This window comes from Rhodococcus sp. GQ147 (assembly GCF_059759155.1).
The window spans coordinates 341,067-362,233 of record NZ_JCAXDU010000001.1; the positions used below are offsets into that span (position 1 = coordinate 341,067).

At 69.3% G+C, this 21,167-nt stretch carries 1 protein-coding gene; it reads right to left on the reverse strand.

Annotated features, from left to right (window positions below; genetic code table 11):
• Nucleotides 1-28: 28 nt before the first annotated feature.
• Nucleotides 29-20,938, reverse strand: coding sequence for a non-ribosomal peptide synthase/polyketide synthase (locus AC6CID_RS01455; protein WP_498353488.1), 20,910 nt, complete (start codon nt 20,936-20,938; stop codon nt 29-31).
• Between the last annotated feature and the right edge of the window lie 229 nt (nt 20,939-21,167).

Genomic DNA, 21,167 nt, shown 5'->3' on the forward strand with positions numbered 1-21,167 from the left:
CCATTATCCCGAAGTGACCGACACAGGACTAATCCGCGTCTCCCACCGCGTCGGCATCGACGCCTACCGCGACGGCGATCACATCGCGCACCAACTGTGCGAGACCGTCGGCGCCGAGTTGGGGCAGCATCCCCGGTACGAGCCCGTTCAAAACCACCGACACGAGTGCTTCTGCGGTGAGCGCACCGCCGGTCGTGGTTGCCATGGTGTCCAGACGCTGTGCGAACTCGCCGAGTGTGACTTCGCGCTCACCGTGCCGGAAGGCGACGGTGTCCGGGGCCACGGCAGCCGCTGCCGCCACGAGTGCCGGCAGATCGGCGACGGTGCGTGCCTTCTTCGGCCGGGCCGCCCGCGCCCGCTCGGCATCCGTGCGGATGTCGAGCGAACGGAGGACGACCTGCGGGTCGGCGCTGACGGTCTCGAGGATCCGGACGAAGCGGTCGCCGAAGGTCTCGACCGTCGCGGCGTCGAACAGTGCCGTGGCGTAGGTGAAGGTCACATCGAGTGCGGTCAGCGCTCCCGACTCGGAGAACCGTTCGACCACCGTGCACTGGAGGTCGAACTTCGCCTGGTCGGCTCCCGTCTCGAGCGCGGCCACCTCGAGCCCCGGCAGGGCGAAGGTGCCGGTGTCGATGTTCTGGAAGGTGAGCATCGCCTGGAACAGCGGGGTGTACGCGCTGTTGCGCCGCACACCGAGACGTTCGACGACCCGCTCGAACGGCACATCGGCGTTGCCGAACGCCGCGAGATCCTTCTCCTTGGCCTGAGCGAGCAGCTCCGCGAAGGTCGCCGAGCCGGCCACCCGGGTGCGGAGCACGAGGGTGTTGACGAACATGCCGACGAGGTCGTCGAGCGCTTCCTCACCACGACCGGCGGTCGGCGTGCCCACCGCGATGTCCTCGCTGCCCGACAGGCGGGCGAGCAGCACCGCGAAGGCGGCGTGCATCGTCATGAAGACCGTTGCGTTGTGCTCGCGGGCGGTCTTCTCGATCCGCTGCGCGAGTTCCTCACCGATCGTGAAGGTGAACGACTCACCGACGGTCGACTGGCGGGCGGGGCGCGGACGATCCGTGGGCAGGGCGAGAACCTCCGGGACACCGGAGAGTTCGTCGGCCCAGTAGTCGAGCTGACGCGACAGCTCGCTCTCGGGATCGTCCTCGGAACCGAGAACGCTCTGCTGCCACAGCGTGTAGTCGGCGTACTGGACCTCGAGCGGCGCCCAGCCCGGGGTCTCCCCCGCGGCATGCGCGAGATAGGCGGTCATGACGTCGCGCACGAGCGGGCGCATCGAGTACCCGTCGGCACTGATGTGGTGCGCGACGACCGCGAGGACGTGTTCGGCGGCGTCGAGACGCAACAACGCGACCCGCACCGGCGGGACCGATGCCGTCACGTCGAATCCGCTGCCGAGGATCTCGGTGAGACGGTCGACGAGTTCGTCGGTGGTCACGTCCACCGGGGTGAGCTCGGGCACGGCCTGCGCGACCGGCAGCACGACCTGCACCGGACCGTCACCGCTGTCCGGGTAGACGGTGCGCAGCACCTCGTGTCGTGCGAACAGGTCGGCGACCGCGGCGCGCAGGGCGTCCACGTCGAGCGCACCGGTCAGGCGCACGGCGACGGGGATGTTGTAGACACCCGATTCCGGATCGACCCGGTTCAGGGTCCACATGCGCTGCTGTGCGAGCGACAGCGGCACCTGCTCGGGACGCGGGACGGTCGTGAGCGCCGGACGGGCACCCTCGCCCACCGACGGCCGGAGGCGGGCGGCGAGCGCGACCACCGTGGACGACTCGAAGACGGTCCGGACCGGCACGCGGGTGTCGAGTGCGGCACCGAGCCGGGCGGCGAGCTGCGTCGCGAGCAGCGAGTTGCCGCCGAGTTCGAAGAAATCGTCGTCGAGGCCGGCCCGCTCGACGCCGAGCAGTTCGGCGACGGTCGCGGCCACGATCTCCTCGACGGGATCGGTCGGGGCGCGGAACTGCCCCATGTCGAGTTCGGGGTCGGGCAGGGCCCGCCGGTCGAGCTTGCCGTTGGTGTTCAGCGGCAGCGCGTCGAGTTCGACGAACGCCGACGGCACCATGTACGACGGCAGTCGCTCCGCGAGCGCCGTCCGTGTCGCACCGGCGTCGAACGCCCGTGTCGTACCGGCGTCGAACGCCCGTGTCGCACCGGCGTCGAACGCCCGTGTCGCACCGGCGTCGAACGAGTCGGCGGCCGGCACGATGTACGCGACGAGCCGGTCGCCGAGGTGGGCGGTGCTGCGCACCAGGACGGCGACGTCCTTCACGCCCGGCAGCTCGCGCAGGACGGTCTCGACCTCGCCGAGTTCGATGCGGTAACCGCGCACCTTGACCTGGAAGTCGGCGCGGTCGAGGTATTCGAGGCGACCGGCACGGTTCCACCGGACGATGTCGCCCGTGCGGTACATGCGTCCGCGCCTGTACGGGTCGGCGACGAACCGGTCCGCGGTGAGGTCGGGACGGTCGTGGTAGCCCCGCGCGAGCTGGGCACCCGCGAGGTACAGCTCGCCGGCGACACCCGGCGCCACCGGCCGCAGCCGGTCGTCGAGGACGTAGACGGCGGTGTTCCACTCTGGCACACCGATCGGGACGACGGTCCGGTCGGCATCGTCGACCTCGTGGACGGTCACCGAGACCGCGGCCTCGGTCGGTCCGTAGAGGTTGTACAGCGTCGCGGTGTTGTCCGCGCGGAACTGCTGGGCCACCGCCGCGGGCAGCGCCTCACCGATCGCGAGGATCCGCCGCAGCGACGGCGCCACCGGACCGGCCGCGACCGTCATCAGCATCGACAGCATGGACGGAACGGTGTGCAGCGTGGTCACCTGCTCGTCGCGCAACAACGCGAGCAGATAGTCGGGATCGCGGTGTCCGTCGGCGGTGGCGATCACCAGGCGGGCGCCGGAGGTGAGCGCCGACCAGAACTCCCACACCGACAGGTCGAACGTCGCGACGGTCTTGAGCAGCACCGCGTCGTCGGCCCCGATACCGAAATACTCACGCTTCCACAACAACTGGTTGACGATCGCGGCGTGGGAGACCGCGACGCCCTTGGGGCGGCCGGTCGAACCCGACGTGAAGATCACGTACGCCGTGTTGCCCGGCCGCAGCGGAGCCGACCGGTCGTCGTCGGTGATCGGATCGTCGGAGAGCCCGGCGAGGTCGAGGCCGTCGAGTTCGACGACCGGCGCCGTGGCGTGCTCGACCCGGTCGCCGCTCGTCGTCACGATCGCGACGGGAGCGGCCGTGTCGAGGATGTAGGTGTTGCGCTCGGCGGGCTGGTCCGGGTCGACCGGCACGTAGGCAGCGCCGGTCTTCGCGATCGCGTACATGCCCACGAGCAGCTCGGGTGAACGACGGATCGCGAGCGCGACCCGATCCTCCGGCCCCACACCGAGACCGAGCAGGTGCCGGGCGAGACGGTTGACGGACGAGTCGAACTCGCCGTAGGTCCACCGCCGGCCCTCGTACACGATCGCGACGTCGTCGCGGTGTGCGGCGACCTGCTCGTCGAACAGACCGACGAGGGTCGCGCCGGGGTCGGTTCCGTGCGCGGTGTCGTTCCACGCGCCGAGCACCGTGTCGCGCTCCTGCGGCAGGAGCAACGCGTGATCACCGACGGGCAGTGCCGGCGACTCGACGAGCGCTTCGAGCAGCTGCTCGAAACGGGCCGCGACGGCCTCCGCGGTCTCGCGGTCGAACAGATCCGTCGCGTAGGTGAGGATCGCGTCGATGCCCTGCGGCGCGCCGTCGTCTCCGTAGCTGTCGGCGACGATCAGGTGCATGTCGAACTGGGCGGTGCCACCTTCGAGGTCGACCGGTTCGATGTCGAGGCCGGGCAGGGCGAGTTCGGAGCGGCTCTGGTTCTGGAACGAGAAGCCGACCTGGAACAGCGGATGCCGGGCCGTCGAGCGGGCCGGGTTCAGGACCTCCACGAGACGCTCGAACGGCACGTCCGCGTGCGCGAAGGCCTGCAGATCGGTTTCCCGTGCTGCGGACAGCAATTCGTCGAAGGACGCACCACCGTCCACCTCCAGCCGGAGCACCAGCGTGTTGACGAACATGCCGATGATGTCCTCGGTGGCCTGCTCGGTGCGGCCCGCGATGGGGGTGCCCACCGCGATGTCCGTCGAACCGGACAGGCGCGCGAGCAGCGCCGCGAAGGCCGCGTGCACGGCCATGAACACGGTCGCGTTCCGGTTGCGTGCCAGATCCCGCAGCTCACGGTGGAGATCGGCACCGATGGTGAACTCCACGCGGTCGCCGCGGAAGCTCTGCTGCGCCGGCCGCGGACGGTCGAGCGGCAGGTCGAGCTGGTCGGGCAGGTCGGCGAGCGCGATGCGCCAGTAGCCGAGCTGCTCGGCGGCGGTGGACTCCGGATCGTCCTCGGAGCCGAGGATCTCCCGCTGCCACAACGCGAAGTCGGCGTACTGCACCGCGAGCGGCGCCCACGCCGGATCACTGTTCGCGGACCGGGCGGCGTAGGCCGTCATCACATCGCGGACCAGCGGCACCATCGACGAACCGTCGGCGCTGATGTGGTGGACCACGGTGACGAGGACGTGATCGTCGTCGGCCACGCGGAGCAGATGCATCCGCACCGGCACATCGACGGTCACGTCGAAGCCGGCCGCGGCGATCTCCCGCATCCGCAGCTCGAGATCGGCGGCGGTGACGTCCACCGGTTCGAGTTGCGGCCGGACCTGCGAGGCCGGCAGGATGCGCTGCACCGGACCGGATTCGGTCTCGGGGTAAACGGTGCGCAGGGACTCGTGCCGTGCGACGAGGTCGGTGACGGCGGCACGCAACGCGTCGACGTCCAGTGCGCCCGTCATCCGCAACGCGAACGGGATGTTGTAGGCCGTCGAGTCGGGATCGAACCGGTTGAGGAACCACATCCGCTGCTGTGCGGGAGACAGCGGGATCGACTCCGGCCGTGTCCGCGCCGCGAGCGGCACCCGAGCGCCGCGACCGGACTCCTGCTCGACCCGTGTCGCGAGTTCCGCGACGGTGGACGCCTCGAACAACGTCCGCACCGGCACCTGCGCATCGAGCGCGGCACCGAGTCGGGCGACGACCTGCGTCGCGATCAGCGAGTTGCCACCGAGTGCGAAGAAATCGTCGTCGGCGCCGATGCGGTCGACATCGAGGACGTCGGCGAACACGCCCGCCACGATCTCCTCGATCGGGGTGCTCGGCGCGCGGAAACCACGCGTTTCGAACACCGGCTCGGGCAGCGCCCGGCGGTCGAGCTTGCCGTTGACCGTCAGCGGGATCGCGTCGATCACCACGAACGCCGAGGGCACCATGTACTCCGGCAGGACCACGGCGACACCGCTGCGCAGCGCTTCGGTATCGATCGACATGCCGTCGTGCGGAACCACATAGGCGACGATCCGGGCTGCTCCCGGGGTGTCCTCGCGCACGATGACCGCCGCGTGGGCGACCTCGTCCTGCGCAAGCACCGCAGCCTCCACCTCACCGAGCTCGATGCGGAAACCGCGGATCTTCACCTGGTCGTCGGCGCGTCCGAGATATTCGAGATCGCCCGAGACGACCCAGCGTGCGACATCGCCCGTCCGGTACAGCAGCGCACCGTCGGACGAGAACGGATCGGCGACGAAACGTGCCGCCGACAGCTCCGGACGGCGCAGGTATCCACGCGCCAACTGGCCGCCGCCGACATACATTTCGCCGGCCACACCCACCGGCACCGGCTTGAGCCGCCGGTCGAGCACGTACACCCGCAGACCCGCGATCGGGACACCGACCACGCTCGCGGACGCACTCTGCGCCAGGTCGGCACCGATCTCCCGGTACGACACGTGCACGGTCGTCTCGGTGATGCCGTACATGTTCACCAACCGCGGAGCTGTGCCGATCCCCAGTCGCTGCGCTCGCCCCGCATCCCCGTGACGCTCGAACCACCCGGCCAGACGACGCGGCTCGAGCGCCTCGCCACCGAAGATCACGTACCGCAACGACAACTGCGCCTCGTCGACCGCGACCCGGTCGGCCTCGACCAGCTGGTAGAAGGCCGACGGCGTCTGGTTGAGCACGGTGACGCGTTCGCGGATCAGCAACTCGCGGAAGGCTTCCGGCGAACGCGACGTGAAGTAGTCGACGACCACGAGGGTTCCGCCGTAGAGCAGCGGCCCCCACAGCTCCCATACCGAGAAGTCGAAGGCGTAGCTGTGGAACATCGTCCATACGTCCGACGAGTCGAAGCCGTACACCGATTCGGTGTTGACCATCAGCCGCACGACATTGCGGTGCGGGATCAGCACACCCTTCGGGCGTCCGGTCGATCCCGACGTGTAGATCACGTACGCCAGGTTCGTCGATGTCAGCGGGGCACGGCGCTCCGCGTCGAGGATCGGTGCGTCGTCGACCTCCGACAGATCCAGACGATCGATCTCGACGACCGGCACCGAGTCCGGGAACGGCACCTCGGCATCCGAGGTGGTCACCACCGCCACCGGCGTCGCGTCCGAGACCAGGAACTCGATCCGGTCGGCCGGCGAGTTCGGATCGATCGGCAGGTATCCGGCACCGGCCTCGAGCACCGCGAGCAACGCCACGATCAGATCGAGCGAGCGCGGCATCGCGACCGCGACCAGATCCTCCGGTCCGGCACCGACATCGATGAGATGACGTGCCAGGCGGTGCACCCGCGCACCGAGCTCACGGTAGGACAACTGCTCGTCGCCGAACCGCACCGCGACCGCGTCGCCGCACTCGGCGACGCGCGCCTCGAACATGTCCACGAGCGTCGCCCCGGCCGGTGCGACGTCGTCGCCCAGCGAGTTCCAGCGCGAGACGACCAGTTCCCGCTCGAAATCGTCGAGGATCTCGATGTCCCCGACCACGGCCGAAGGGTCCTCCACGACCGCACGCAGAATCCGGAGCAACTGCTCCGCGAACGCCGCGACCCTCAGGTCGTCGAACAGGTCCGTCGCGTAGGTGACGGCGAAATCCATACCCGCGTCCGCATCGTCCTCGCCCTTCCTCTCCGCAAACGTGAACTGCAGGTCGAACTTGGCGGTATCCGCGTCGTAGTGGAGGGCCCGGGCGGTGACGCCGTCGAGAGCGAACTCGACATCACCGGTGTTCTGGAACGTGAGCGCCACCTGGAACAGCGGGTGACGGGCCTGTGACCGCTGAGGATCGAGGATCTCGACGAGCCGTTCGAAGGGGACGTCGGCGTGCGCGAAGGCGTCGAGATCGGTCTCCCGCACCTGCCCGAGCAGGTCGTGGAAGGGACGATCGTTCCGCACGTCGACGCGGAGCACGAGCGTGTTGACGAACATGCCCACGAGGTCGTCCAGTGCACGCTCGCCGCGACCGGCGATCGGGGTGCCGATGGCGATGTCCTCCGAGCCGGACACCCGGGCCAGCAACACTGCGAGTGCCGCGTGCACGACCATGAACAGCGTCGTGTTCCGTTGCCTGGCCAGCTCTTCCAACGAAGCGTGCAGCTGTGGCTCGATCCGGAACCGGCTCGTGCGGCCGGCGTTGGACGCCACCTCCGGGCGAGCACGATCGGACGGCAGATCGAGCTGGTCGGGCAGGTCCGCCAGCCGATCGGTCCAGTACTTCGTCTGCCGGGAGAAAACCGAGTCCGGGTCACTTTCCGAACCGAGGACCTCGCGCTGCCAGAGGGCATAGTCGGCGTACTGCACTTCCAGCGGCGCCCACGCGGGAGCTTCCCCACGCGAGCGGTTGGCGTACGCGAGCATGATGTCGCGCGCGAGCGGTCGCAGGGAGAAACCGTCGGCTGCGATGTGGTGCACCACGAGGAACAGCACATGTTCGCGGGCACCGAGAGTGAACAGCACGACCCGCAGCGGCACCTCGCGCGTGACGTCGAAACCCTCCGAGGTGAGCTGTTCGGCCCGATCGAACAGGGCGCTCTCGTCGACACGCTCGACCGGCAACTCCACTGTGTAGGGCGGCAGGATCGACTGGTGTCCTGCGCCGTCGACGTCGGGATAGACGGTGCGCAGCGACTCGTGTCGTTCGACGACGTCGCGCAGCGCGGTGCGCAGTGCCTTCACGTCGAGGTCCCCGGTCAGACGCACCCCTACCGGGATGTTGTTCGCGCCGGATTCGGGATCGAACCGGTTGAGGAACCACATGCGCTGCTGCGCCGGCGACAACGGAATACGTTCGGGGCGCGTCGTCCTGGCGAGCGGGACGCGTTCACCTCGGCCGGCCTCCCGTTCGACGCGCACCGCGAGTGCGGCAACGGTGCCGGCATCGAAGAGTGCACGTACCGGCACTTGCGTGTCCAGGATCGCACCGAGGCGGGAGACGACCTGGGTCGCGAGGAGCGAGTTCCCTCCGAGCTCGAAGAAGTCGTCGTCGAGCCCGACATCCTGTACGCCCAGCACATCGGCGAACACTCGCGCGACGGATTCTTCGACCGGGGTGGTGGGTGCACGGAATTCGCGGTAACGGAGGCCGAACTCCGGTTCGGGTAGCGCGCTGCGGTCGAGTTTGCCCACGGGCGTCAACGGCACCTCGTCGAGCACGATGATCTGCGAGGGGACCATGTACGAGGGCAGCGAGCGTGCGACGTGCTCGGAGAGTTCGGCAGGGACGAGCCCCGCACCGCCCTGCACGTATGCGACGAGAGCCGTTTGCCCCGAGGGCATCTCGTGGCCGACGGTGCTGGCGAACACGACGAGCGGGTGTGTCAGGAGGACGGCGTCGATCTCACCGAGTTCGATCCGGTATCCGCGGATCTTGACCTGGAAGTCCGAGCGGCCCACGAACACCAGACGACGCTCGGCGTCCCAGCGCACGATGTCGCCGGTGCGGTACATCCGAGCGCCCGGCACGCCGAACAGGGCCGCGACGAACCGCCCTGCGGTGAGACCGGGACGATGATGGTATCCCCGGGCGAGTACGTCACCCGCCAGATAGAGCTCGCCTGGTACCCCTGTGGGAACCGGTCGCATCCGGCCGTCGAGAACGAGAGCGTGCACACCCGCGGTGGGTGCGCCGATCGTGATCGGCCCGTCGGCCTCGAGCTGTTCGCGAGTCGAAACGATCGTGGTCTCGGTCGGCCCGTAGGCGTTGAAGAATCGCCGGCCGGGAGCCCAGCGCGCTACGAGGTCCGGAGTGGACGCGTCGCCACCGACGTTGAGGGTGTGCAGCGAGTCCAGGTCGCCGGGATCCACCGAACCGAGTACCGCCGGGGTGATCACGGCGTGCGTGACCTTCGTCTGCGCGATGAGTGCCCGCAGTTCGGCACCACCGTAGATCGACGGCGGCGTGATGACGAGTTCGGCGCCCGTCGAACCCGCCATCGTCCAGTCCAGCACGGAGGGATCGAAACTCGGCGAACAGATGTGCAGGATCCGGGACCGGGCGGTCACCCCGTACAGTTCGACGGTTTCCCGGACCAGACCGGCCAGGCCGCGGTGGGTGACCCCGACGCCCTTCGGGCGACCCGTCGAACCCGAGGTGTAGATGACGTACGCGAGATGGTCGACTCGCAGCGACGCCGTGCGGTCGGCATCCGTGATCGGGGCCGCCGACCGGGCGGAGTAGTCGGCGACGAACGCATCGTCGTCGAGCCGAACCCATTCGGTCCGGGAGGGCAGCTTCGCCGCGTGCGCCGTCGCGGTCAGCCCGAGCAGGGCTCCCGAGTCGTCGAGCATGTGGGCGACGCGTTCGATCGGGTATTCCGGGTCGATCGGCACATAGGCCGCACCCGTCTTCGCGACCGACCACACCCCCAGCACCATTTCCCACGAACGAGGGAAGGCGAGTGCAACGAGCTCGTCGGGACCGGCACCGCGTCCGATCAGATACCGTGCGATCCGGTTTGACCGTTCGTCGAGGTCCCGGTAGGTCAGGACGGTGTCGCCCGCCCGGACGGCAATGCGATCGGGATGGTCGGATACCGCGGAGGTGAGCAGTTCCACGAGCGTCGCCGTCCGCGCGACCGCCCGTCCACGGACGGAGAGCAAGTGCTGCGCCTCTCCGTCCGAGAGGATTTCGAGATCACCGACTGCAGTCGACGCATCGGCGACGACCTCTTCGAGCATCCGGACGAATCGCGCACCGAAATCGGAAACGGTGTCCGCATCGAACAGGTCGGTGGCATAGGACAATTCGACGACGTAACCACCGTCCGTCCCGGCGCCGTCCTCGTCGAGGACGGTGACGGCGAGATCGAACTTCGACAGGTCGCTGTCGAACGCCAGATTCGAAACCGACAGTTCCGGCAGCTCGAACGAGACCGGGCCGATGTTCTGGAAGGCGAGCATCACCTGGAACAGCGGATTGTGCGCCTGGGTGCGCACGGGGGCCAGGACGTCGACGAGCCTCTCGAACGGAACATCCGCGTGTGCGAACGCCCCCAGGTCCACGTCGCGTACGTGGCCGAGAAGTTCCTCGAACGGAGCCGAGACGTCGACCTGTGTACGCAGCACGAGCGTGTTGACGAACATGCCGACGAGCTCGTCGAGGACACGCTCACCGCGGCCGGCGATCGGGGTGCCGATCGCGATGTCGTCCGACGCGCTCATGCGTGCGAGGAGCGCTGCGAGCACCGCGTGCACGACCATGAAGTCCGTCGTCCGATGTTCCTTCGCGAGGCGTCCGATCGCGGCCCGCAGCTCTGCGCCGACGGTGAATCGCGACGTCGCTCCACGGTAGGAGGCGACGGCGGGCCGAGGACGGTCGACCGGGAGGTCCAGGCTGTCCGGCAGATCCTTCAGCGCTTCCATCCAGTAGTCGATCTGCTGCGCTACCAGGGAATCCGGGTCTTCCTCGGAGCCGAGGACATCGCGCTGCCAGAGGGTGTAGTCGGCGTACTGGATGTCGAGCGGTTCCCAGCCGGGCGCCTCCCCGGTGGACCGAGCGGCGTAGGCGATCATGATGTCGCGCGTGAGCGGTCCCATCGAGAACCCGTCCGCCGCGATGTGGTGCAGCACGGCTACGAGCACGTGCTCGTCCGGAGCCGACTCGAAGAGCCGGACGATCAGAGGGACGTCGCGAGCAAGGTCGAACGGGGTCGCGGCGAGCTGTCGGAGTTCGGCAGGAAGATTCGCCGGGTCGATCGACAGCGGTTCGAGTCGGATCGTGACATCGGCCGGGGCGAGCACCTTCTGGTATCCGTAGCCGTCGATGTCGGGGTAGACGGTGCGTAGCGACTCGTGACGCGAGATCACGTCGTGGAGCGCGGCTTCGAGGGCCTCGACGTCCAGCTTGCCCGACAGATGCACGGCGACGGGGATGTTGTTCACCGCCGACTCGGGGTCGAAGCGGTTGAGGAACCACATGCGCTGCTGGGCGAGCGACAGCGGCACCCGTGCGGGTCGCGGACCGGCGACGAGCGGGATCCGGTCGATGCCGGACGACGCAGCCTCCACAGCCGCGGCGAGACCTTCGACGGTGGACGACTCGAAGATCGCACGCAGCGCCGTCCGGCCGCCGAGGGCTTCGCCGATGCGGGAGACGGCCTGCGTCGCGATCAGCGAGTTGCCGCCGAGCGCGAAGAAGTCGTCGTCGAGACCGACGCGTTCGAGTCCGAGGACGTCGGCGAAGACCGACGCGACGATCTGTTCGACCGGGGTCGTCGGGGCGCGGAACTCCTTGACCTCGAAGATCGGGGCCGGCAGGGCCTTGCGGTCGAGCTTGCCCGACGATCCGAGCGGGAACTCGTCGAGCACGACGTAGACCGACGGCACCATGTAGGCCGGCAGCGAGCCGGCGAGACGACGCGAGACCGAGGTGGTGTCGAGCGACCGGCCGTCGGCGGCGACGAGATAGGCGACGAGGTGCTCACCGGAGTGGGCGTCCGAGCGCACGAGCACGACGGCCTGATCGACGTCGTCGAGCGCGAGCAGAGCCGTCTCGATCTCGCCGAGTTCGATGCGCAGACCGCGCAACTTGACCTGGAAGTCGGTGCGGCCGATGTATTCGAGTTCGGCACGCGCCGTGCGTGCGTCGGAGGTCTCCCGGGCGACCCACCGCACGAGATCGCCCGTGCGGTAGAGCCTCTCCCCCGCCCCGTACGGCGAGGCGACGAAGCGTTCCGCCGTCAGATCCGGCCGCGCCACGTAACCGCGCGCCAGCTGGACACCCGACAGGTAGAGCTCACCCGCGACACCGACCGGCACCGGATGCAGTCGGCCGTCGAGGACGTGGACGCCGGTGTTCCAGACCGGGACGCCGATCGGCACCGACACCGCGTCGGCCGCGGTGACCTCGTGGTAGGTCACGTCGACGGCCGCCTCGGTGGGGCCGTACAGGTTGTGCAGGCGAGCGCCCGGCAGGATCGACCGCAGGCGTGCGGCGACCGAGGCGGGCAGTGCCTCGCCCGAGGCGAAGACCATCCGCAACGATGAGGCCGAGGCCGCGGCGTTCTCGGCGACGAAGACCGCGAGCATGGACGGCACGAAGTGCGCGACCGTGACGCCGCGGTCGGCCATGACCCGGGCGAGATAGGCCGGGTCCCGATGACCGTCGGGAAGTGCGATCTCGAGTCGCGCACCGATCTGCAGGGGCCAGAAGAACTCCCACACCGACACGTCGAAGGTGAACGGCGTCTTCTGCAGGACCACGTCGTCGCGACCGAGGCCGTACTCGTCCTGCATCCACAGCAGGCGGTTGACGATCGCGCCGTGCGGCACCGCGACACCCTTGGGCCGTCCCGTCGAACCGGACGTGAAGATGACGTAGGCGGTGTTCGCCGGCGTGAGCGTGGCGATGCGATCGGCATCGGTGATCGGGCCGGACGGCAGGTCGGACACATCGAGCGTGTCGATCTCGATCGTGTGCGCGGCCGCGGTCGACCCGAAGGCGTCGCGGGTGGTGGTCAGCACCGCGACCGGCGCCGCCGTGTCGAGGATGTACGCGTTGCGGTCGGCGGGCTGATCGGGGTCGAGCGGCAGGTAGGCGCCGCCGGCCTTGACGATCGCGTACATGCCGACGAGGAGGTCGAGGGATCGCCGCACCGCGAGTCCGACGGTCGACTCCGGTCCGACACCCTGCGAGATCAGATGGCGGGCAAGGCGGTTCACTCGCGCGTCGAAGTCCGCGTAGGTCAGCTGCTCGCCCTCGAAGGCCACGGCCGCGGCGTCGGGATCCGTCGCCACCCGGGCGTCGAACAGGTCGACGAGAGTGGCCGGTTCCAGCTCGTGCGCGGTGTCGTTCCACGATTCGAGGACCGCGAGTCGCTCGTCGGCGTCGAGCAGGTCGATGTCGCCGACGACGACCTCGGGTTCGCGCACCACGGCCTCGAGGATGCGGACGAAGCGATCGGCGAATCCGCGCACCGTCGCGTGATCGAACAGGTCGGTCGCATAGGTGAACGCCGCTCCGAGACCGTTCGGCGTGCCGTCCTCCGCGAAGTCCTCGGTGAGGGTGAGCTGCAGGTCGAACCTGGCGACCGCCGTGTCGATGTCGAGCACGTCGAGGGTCAGGCCACGCAGTTCGACGTGCGCGGCGCGCAGGTTCTCGAACGAGAGCATCACCTGGAACAGCGGGTGCCGGGCGGTGGAGCGGGTCGGGTTGAGCACCTCGACGAGCCGCTCGAACGGCACGTCGGCGTGGCCGAAGGCGCCGAGCGCCGCGTCGCGTGCCCGCGCCAGATGCGAGGTGAACGGCCTGCCCGAATCGACCTCCGTGCGCAGCACGAGGGTGTTGACGAACATGCCGATGAGGTCGTCGAGCGCCTGCTCACCGCGACCGGCGACGGGTGTGCCGACCGCGATGTCGTCCTGGCCGGACATCCGCGCGAGCAGCACGCTCAGGGCCGCGTGCACCACCATGAACAGCGACGCGTTGCGGGTGCGCGCCAGCGCCACGAGCTCGCGGTGCAACTCCGGGTCGATCGAGAAGTCCACGGTCGCACCGGAGTACGACTGCACGGCCGGCCGCGGACGGTCGGCGGGCAGATCGAGCTGGTCGGGCGCACCGGCGAGGGTGCGACGCCAGTAGTCGAGCTGGCGGGAGATCAGCGACTGCGGATCGTCCTCGGATCCGAGCACCTGCCGCTGCCACAGCGTGTAGTCGGCGTACTGCACCGGCAGGGGTGCCCACGAGGGCTCCTCCCATTCGGTGCGGGCAGTGTAGGCGACCATGATGTCGCGCGCCATCGGACCGGTGGACCAGCCGTCGGCCGAGATGTGGTGCACGACGAGCGCGAGCACGTGTTCCTGGTCGCCGAGTTCGAACAGTTCGGCGCGGATCGGCACGTCCGACGTCACGTCCAGTCCGGTGAAGACCAGGCGCCGCACGGAGGCCGGCAGCTCGTCGGGGGTGATCCGGGTCGGGGTCAGATCCGGCACGACCTCCGCCGCGGCACGGACGACCTGGTGCGGTCCGTTCGTCGAATCGGGGAAGACGGTGCGCAACGACTCGTGCCGATCGATGACGTCCATGATCGACACCTGCAGTGCGGCGACGTCCAGTTCGCCGGTCAGGCGCAGCGCCATCGGGAGGTTGTAGGTGGACGACCGCGGATCGAAGCGGTTGAGGAACCACATGCGCTGCTGCGCGAGCGACAGCGGAACACGTTCGGGCCGCGGCATCTTCGTCAGGGCGATGCGCGCTCCGCGACCTGCCTCCTGCTCGACGCGTACCGCCAGGGCCGCCACCGAACTGGATTCGAACAGCGCCCGAACCGGCACCTGCGCGTCGAGGGCGACACCGAGCCGGGAGACGACCTGCGTGGCGAGCAGCGAGTTGCCGCCGAGTTCGAAGAAGTCGTCGTCGAGACCCACGCCCTGGACGCCGAGTACCTCGGCGAAGACGTTCGCGACCGTCTCCTCGATGGGAGTGGTCGGGGCACGGAACTCGCGGTAGCTGATGCCGAGATCGGGCTCGGGCAGGGCACGGCGGTCGAGTTTGCCGACCGGGTTGAGCGGCACCTCGTCGAGCACGACGATCTGCGACGGCACCATGTACGACGGTAGCGAGCGGCCGACGTGATCGGCGAGTTCGGCAGGATCGATCTGCTCGTCCCCGTGCACGTACGCGACGAGCGCGGTCTGGCCCGACGGCATCTCGTGTCCGACGGTGGTCGCGAAGGCGACCGAGGGGTGGGTCAGCAGTGCGGCGTCGATCTCCCCGAGTTCGATGCGGTAGCCGCGGACCTTGACCTGGAAGTCGGCGCGTCCGGCGAACTCGATGCGGCCCTGCTCGTCCCAGCGCACGATGTCGCCGGTGCGGTACATCCGGGTTCCGTTCGCGCCGAACGGGTTCGCCACGAACCGGTCGGCGGTGAGCGCCGGACGCCGATGGTAACCGCGGGCGAGCACGTCGCCCGCGAGATAGAGCTCACCCGCGACACCGGCGGGGACCGGGCGGAGCCGGCTGTCGAGGACCAGGGCGTGCACGCCCGCCACGGGCCGTCCGATGGTGATCGGCCCGGACGGTTCGAGCAGAGCGCGCGTCGAGACGATCGTGGTCTCGGTCGGCCCGTAGGCGTTGTAGAAGTTGCGGCCGGGCGCCCAGCGGGAGACGAGGTCGGCCGTGGACACGTCGCCACCGACGTTCACGACGCGCAGGGCGTCGAGTCCGCTCGGGTCGACGGAACCGAGCACCGCCGGGGTGATGACGGTGTGGGTGACGCCGGTGCGTTCGATGAGCGCGCGCAGTTCGGCGCCGCCGTAGACGGACGGCGGTGTCACGACGAGTTCGGCGCCGGTGGACCCGGCCAGCGTCCAGTCGAGGACCGTCGGGTCGAAGCTCGGCGAGCAGATGTGCAGGAGCTTCGATTCCTCTGTCACGCCGTACAGTTCGACGGTCTCGCGGACGAGACCGGCGAGGCCGCGGTGGGTGACGGCGACGCCCTTGGGCTTGCCCGTCGAACCGGAGGTGTAGATGACGTAAGCGGTGTGGTCGAGGCGCAGCGGCGCAGCGCGGTCGGCGTCGGTGAGCGGGCCGTCCGGGTAGGACGCGCACGCGTCGACGAACTCGGGGTCGTCGAGTCGGATCCACTCGGTGGCCGAGGACAGACCGGTGGCGTACTCCCCCGTCGTCAGACCGAAGACGGCCGACGAGTCGTCGAGCATGTGGGTGACGCGTTCGGCCGGGTACTCCGGGTCGACGGGCGTGTAGGCGGCGCCGGTCTTGGCGACCGACCACACGGCGAGCACCATCTCCCACGACCGTGGGAAGGCCAGCGCGACGATGCCGTCGGGCCGGGCACCGCGCTCGACGAGCCGCCGGGCGATGCGGTTCGACCACGTGTCGAGTTCGCGGTAGGTCAGGACGGTGTCGCGGTCGCGGAGGGCGACGCGGTCGGGATGGTCGACGGCGCCGGTGGTCAGCAGTTCCACCAGGGTGCGGGCCTCGGCAGGCTCGGGCCCCGTCGCCGTGAGCAGGCGTTCGGCCTCCCCGGGCGAGAGGATCGCCAGGTCGCCCACGCAGGTCGACGCATCGGCGACGATCCCGGCGAGAATCCGCGCGAAGCGTTCGGCGAAGACGGCGACCGTCGCGGCGTCGAACAGGTCGGTGGCGTACTCGAACAGGGCGTCGAGGCCGGCGGGTTCGCCGTCGTCACCGGTCTTCTCGGTCACCCACAGCTGGATGTCGAACTTCGAGATCGGCACGTCCAGTTCGGCGCCGACGGCGTGGACTCCCGCGAACGAGACGTCGCGCGCGGTGCCCGGTTCGAGGGACAGCGCGGCCTGGAACAGCGGGTGCCGCGCGGTCGAGCGCGGCGGGTTGAGCACCTCGACGAGACGCTCGAAGGGGACGTCGGCGTTCGAGAACGCCGTCAGGTCGGTCTCCCGGACGCCGGCGAGGTAGTCCTCGAACGACACGCCGGGATCGACCCTGGTGCGCAGGACGAGGGTGTTGACGAACATGCCGATCAGGTCGTCGAGATCCTTCTCCCCACGACCTGCCACGGCGGTACCGATGGCGATGTCGTCGGAACCGCTGAGGCGGGACAGCAGCGCCGCGTAGGCAGCGTGGACGACCATGAACAGCGACGCGTGCTGCCTGCGGGCGAGGTCGACGAGACCGCGGTGGGTCTCGGCGTCGATCGCGAAGCGGTGCTTGTCGCCGTTGTAGGAGGAGACGGCGGGCCGAGTCCGGTCGGTGGGCAGGTCGAGCTGGTCGGGCAGACCGTCGAGCTCGTTCACCCAGTAGTCGAGCTGCTGCGCCGCAACGGAATTCGGGTCGGCCTCGTCGCCGAGGGCCTCTCGCTGCCAAACGGCGTAGTCGGCGTACTGGACGGGAAGCGGCGTCCAGCTCGGCTTGTTCCCCTCGGCGCGGGCGCTGTAGGCCGTGACCACGTCGCGGGCGAACGGGCCGAACGAGGAGCCGTCGGCGGCGATGTGGTGCAGCACCATGGCCAGGACGTAGTCGTCGGGGGCGAGCCGGTACAGCGCGACCCGGAAGGAGACGTCGCGGACGACGTCGAAACCGCGGCTCGCGAGGTCGACGACGGCCGCGTGCAGGTCCTGCTCGTCGACGTCGATCGGCTCGAGCGGGACGACGACCTGCTCGACCGGAAGGATCGTCTGCTGCGGCTCGCCGTCCACCTCGGGGTAGACGGTCCGCAGGCTCTCGTGCCGCGCCACCACGTCGGCGAAGGCGTCGGACACCGCTGTGGGATCGACGGCGCCGGTGAGCCGCACCGTGAACGGAAGGTTGTAGGCGGCGGTGCTGACGTCGAAGCGGTTGAGGAACCAGATCCGTTGCTGCGCAGTCGACAACGGCAGCACGTCGGGTCGCGGCCGGGCGACGAGCGGGGACCGCGCGCCGGTACCGATCTGCTTGGCGAGCCGGGTCGCGAGACCCACGACCGTGGACGCCTCGAACAGCACACGCACGGGCACCTGGGTGTCGAGCGCGGCTCCGATGCGGGAGACCACCTGGGTGGCGACGAGGGAGTTGCCGCCGAGTTCGAAGAAGTCGTCGTCGAGACCGACACGTTCGACACCGAGGACCTCGCCGAACGCTTCGGCGACGGCACGCTCGGCGGGGGTGCGCGGCTCACGGAAGATGCGGGTGCTGCTGAAGACCGGCTCCGGCAGCGCCTTCCGGTCGAGCTTGCCGCTCGTGTTGAGCGGCAGCGCGTCGAGCACCATGAGCGACGCCGGAACCATGTACGACGGCAGCGACCGGCCGGCATGATCGGCGAGATCGGAAGGGTCGATGGTGCGGCCGGGAGCCGCGACGACATACCCCACGAGCTGGTCCCCGGTGGGGGTCTCCACCACGAGCACGACGGCCTGCGAGACGGCGGAGTGCGCGAGGAGCACCGCTTCGATCTCGCCGAGTTCGATGCGCTGGCCGCGGAACTTGACCTGGAAGTCGGTGCGGCCGATGTATTCGAGCAGACCCGTGCCGTCGGCGGCGGTCTCCCACCGCACCAGGTCGCCGGTGCGGTACATCCGCTCGCCGGGCGCCCCGAAGGGGTCGGCGAGGAAACGGTCGGAGGTCAGGTCGGGACGGTCGAGATATCCGCGCGCGAGCTGGACGCCGGCGAGGTAGAGCTCGCCGGGTCGGCCCACCGGCACCGGCCGCAGCCGCCGGTCGAGGACGTATGCGCGGCTGTTCCACTGTGGGACGCCGATCGGGACGCTGTGCACGTCGCCGGGAGCGGCCCGGTGGTAGGTGATGGAGACCGCGGCTTCGGTGGGTCCGTACAGGTTGTGGAGCCCGGCCGGGCACATGCGCGCGAAGTCCGCGGCGGTCTCGGACGGCAGGGCCTCACCGATGACGAAGACGTGCCGCAGCGAATCACACGTCCCGGCAGGCGCATTCGCGACGAAGACGGTGAGCATCGACGGCACGAAGTCGGTGATCGTGATGCCGTGCTCGGCGATCTTGTTCGCGACGTAGACCGGGTCGCGGTGCCCGTCGGGCGTCGCGATCACGAGGGTCGCGCCGACGCGCAGGGGCATGAAGAAGCCCCACAGCGACACATCGAAGGTCGTCGCGGTCTTCTGCAGGTACACGTCGGTGGAGGTCAGACCGTACTGGTCGTTCATCCACTGGATCTGGTTGTCGATCGCCACGTGGCTCACGGCCACGCCCTTCGGCCGGCCCGTCGAACCGGAGGTGAAGATGACGTAGGCGGTCGTGTCCGGCAGGATCGGTCCGCGTCGTTCGGCGTCGGTGAGCGGTGTCGTGCCGAACCGCGCGTGGTCGAAGGTGTCGACGTCTATCGTGGGGATGCCCTCGGGCAGCGTCACGTCGTCGCGTGCCGTGGTGAGCACCGCCGCGGGGTGGGCGGTCTCGAGGATGTAGGCGGTGCGATCGGCGGGGTGGTCGGGTTCGATCGGCACCCAGGCACCACCCGCCTCGACGATCGCGTACATGCCGACGACGAGCTCGAGCGAGCGTCGGATGGCCAGTCCGACGAGGGACTCGGGGCCGACACCGAGATCGACCAGTGCCCGGGCAAGGCTGTTCACCCGCGCGGCGAATTCGGCGTAGGTCAGCGATTCGCCTTCGAAGACCAGCGCGGTCGCCTCGGGAGAGGTCGCGACCCGGTCGTGGAACTCCGCGAGCAGGTCGCGGCGCTGCACGGGATGGTCGGTGCGGTTCCAGTCGCGGACGACCCGGTCGAGTTCGGTGCCGCCGGCGAGCGGGATGTCCCAGACGGGCCGGTCGGAGGCCGAACCGACGAAGCGGTCGAAGAACTCGACGAACCGCGCGTGGTCGGAGGCGGCCCGGTCGGGTCCGTAGAGATTCGGGTTCGACTCGAAGTCGATGTGGGTGTTGTCGCCGCTGGTGTAGACGTTGACGCCGAGATCCTCGATCAGACCGGTGGACAGGATGTTGATCCGTCCCACCATGTCGCCGAGTCGGACCTCGTTGTCGAACAGCATGATGTTGACCCACGGTCCGAAGAAGGTGGACTGCGCTCCACCCGCCGAGGTCGCGGCGCGGTCGCGGACGATGTCCTCGTGCCGGTAGCGCTGGTGACGCAGCGCGCCCGAGACGGCAGCACCGGACGCCGCGATCAGGTCGTGCACAGTGGTCTCGTCGGTCACGCTCAGCCGGAGCGGGACGACGTTCGAGACCATGCTGCCGGAGCGGCGCAACAGGGCGGTCGTGCGAGCCGCGACGGGCAGGCTCAGGACGACGTCGGTCTGCCCGGTCATCTGGGCGACGTAGGCCGCGAACGCCGCGATGACGGCGGTCGCCAGACTCGTGTTCTCCCGCTCTGACAGTTGCTCGACGCGACGTTCGGTCTCGTCCGACAACGCCGCGCTGTCGATGCGGCTGACCGGCGCGGGCGCCGCGGTGCGGCCGGCGAGGCTCGTGGGTTCCTCGATGCCCTCGATCTGCTGCGCCCAGTACTCGCGGTCGTCGGCGAACCGCTTCGATCCGCGGTACTCCATCTCGACGTCGTGGACCTTGCGCAGATCGGACGCGAGGCTCGGGGACGGTTCGACGCCGTCGACCGACGCCGTGTAGAGCTCGGCGATGCGGGTCATGAAGGTCGCGGCGGCGAAACCGTCGAGCGCGAGATGGTGGACGCGGTTGTACCAGAAGTAACGACGGTCACCGATGCGCAGGACCGTCGCGGAGATCAGCCGGTCGCGGAGGACGTCGACGGGACGGCTGCGGTCGTCGCGCATCCAATCGAGCGCGGCCTGGCGAGGATCGGGCTCGCCCCGAAGATCCTCGTACCCGACGGACTCTTCGAGAGTGGGGTCGACGAGCTGGTAGGGCTGGGCGTCGACCTCGATGAACCGGAGGAAACCCGATCCCATCTCGTGGGCGGCGCGGACACTCGCGGCACGCAGCAGGTCGCGGTCGAGGTCGCCCTCGAGTTCGACGTACTGAGCGATGTTGGCGGGCACCGTCGGATCGACGTGCTGAGCGAACCACATGCCCAGCTGTGCCGGCGAGAGCGGAAAGGCCCCGGGCGGCACGATGCCCTGCGCGTTCGCCGCTTCCGATCCGCCGCTACCCAGCGAGTCCAATCCCCAACCTCTCTCTCACCGTCGCGCAACCCCCATCGGCGGCAGCTTGCGCAGCGCACAACCTTCTCGGTTTATCTGCTGACCAGGTGGGAATCGTTACGGCGCGGCCGGGCGGTAGGACTCTCCGCAGGACCGGACGCAGCAACGAATCCCCGGCCTTTCGGCCGAGGCGCCCGAAGCAGGTTACCCGCCGGTCATCACCGGAGCCCATGACATACGCATCGGTCCC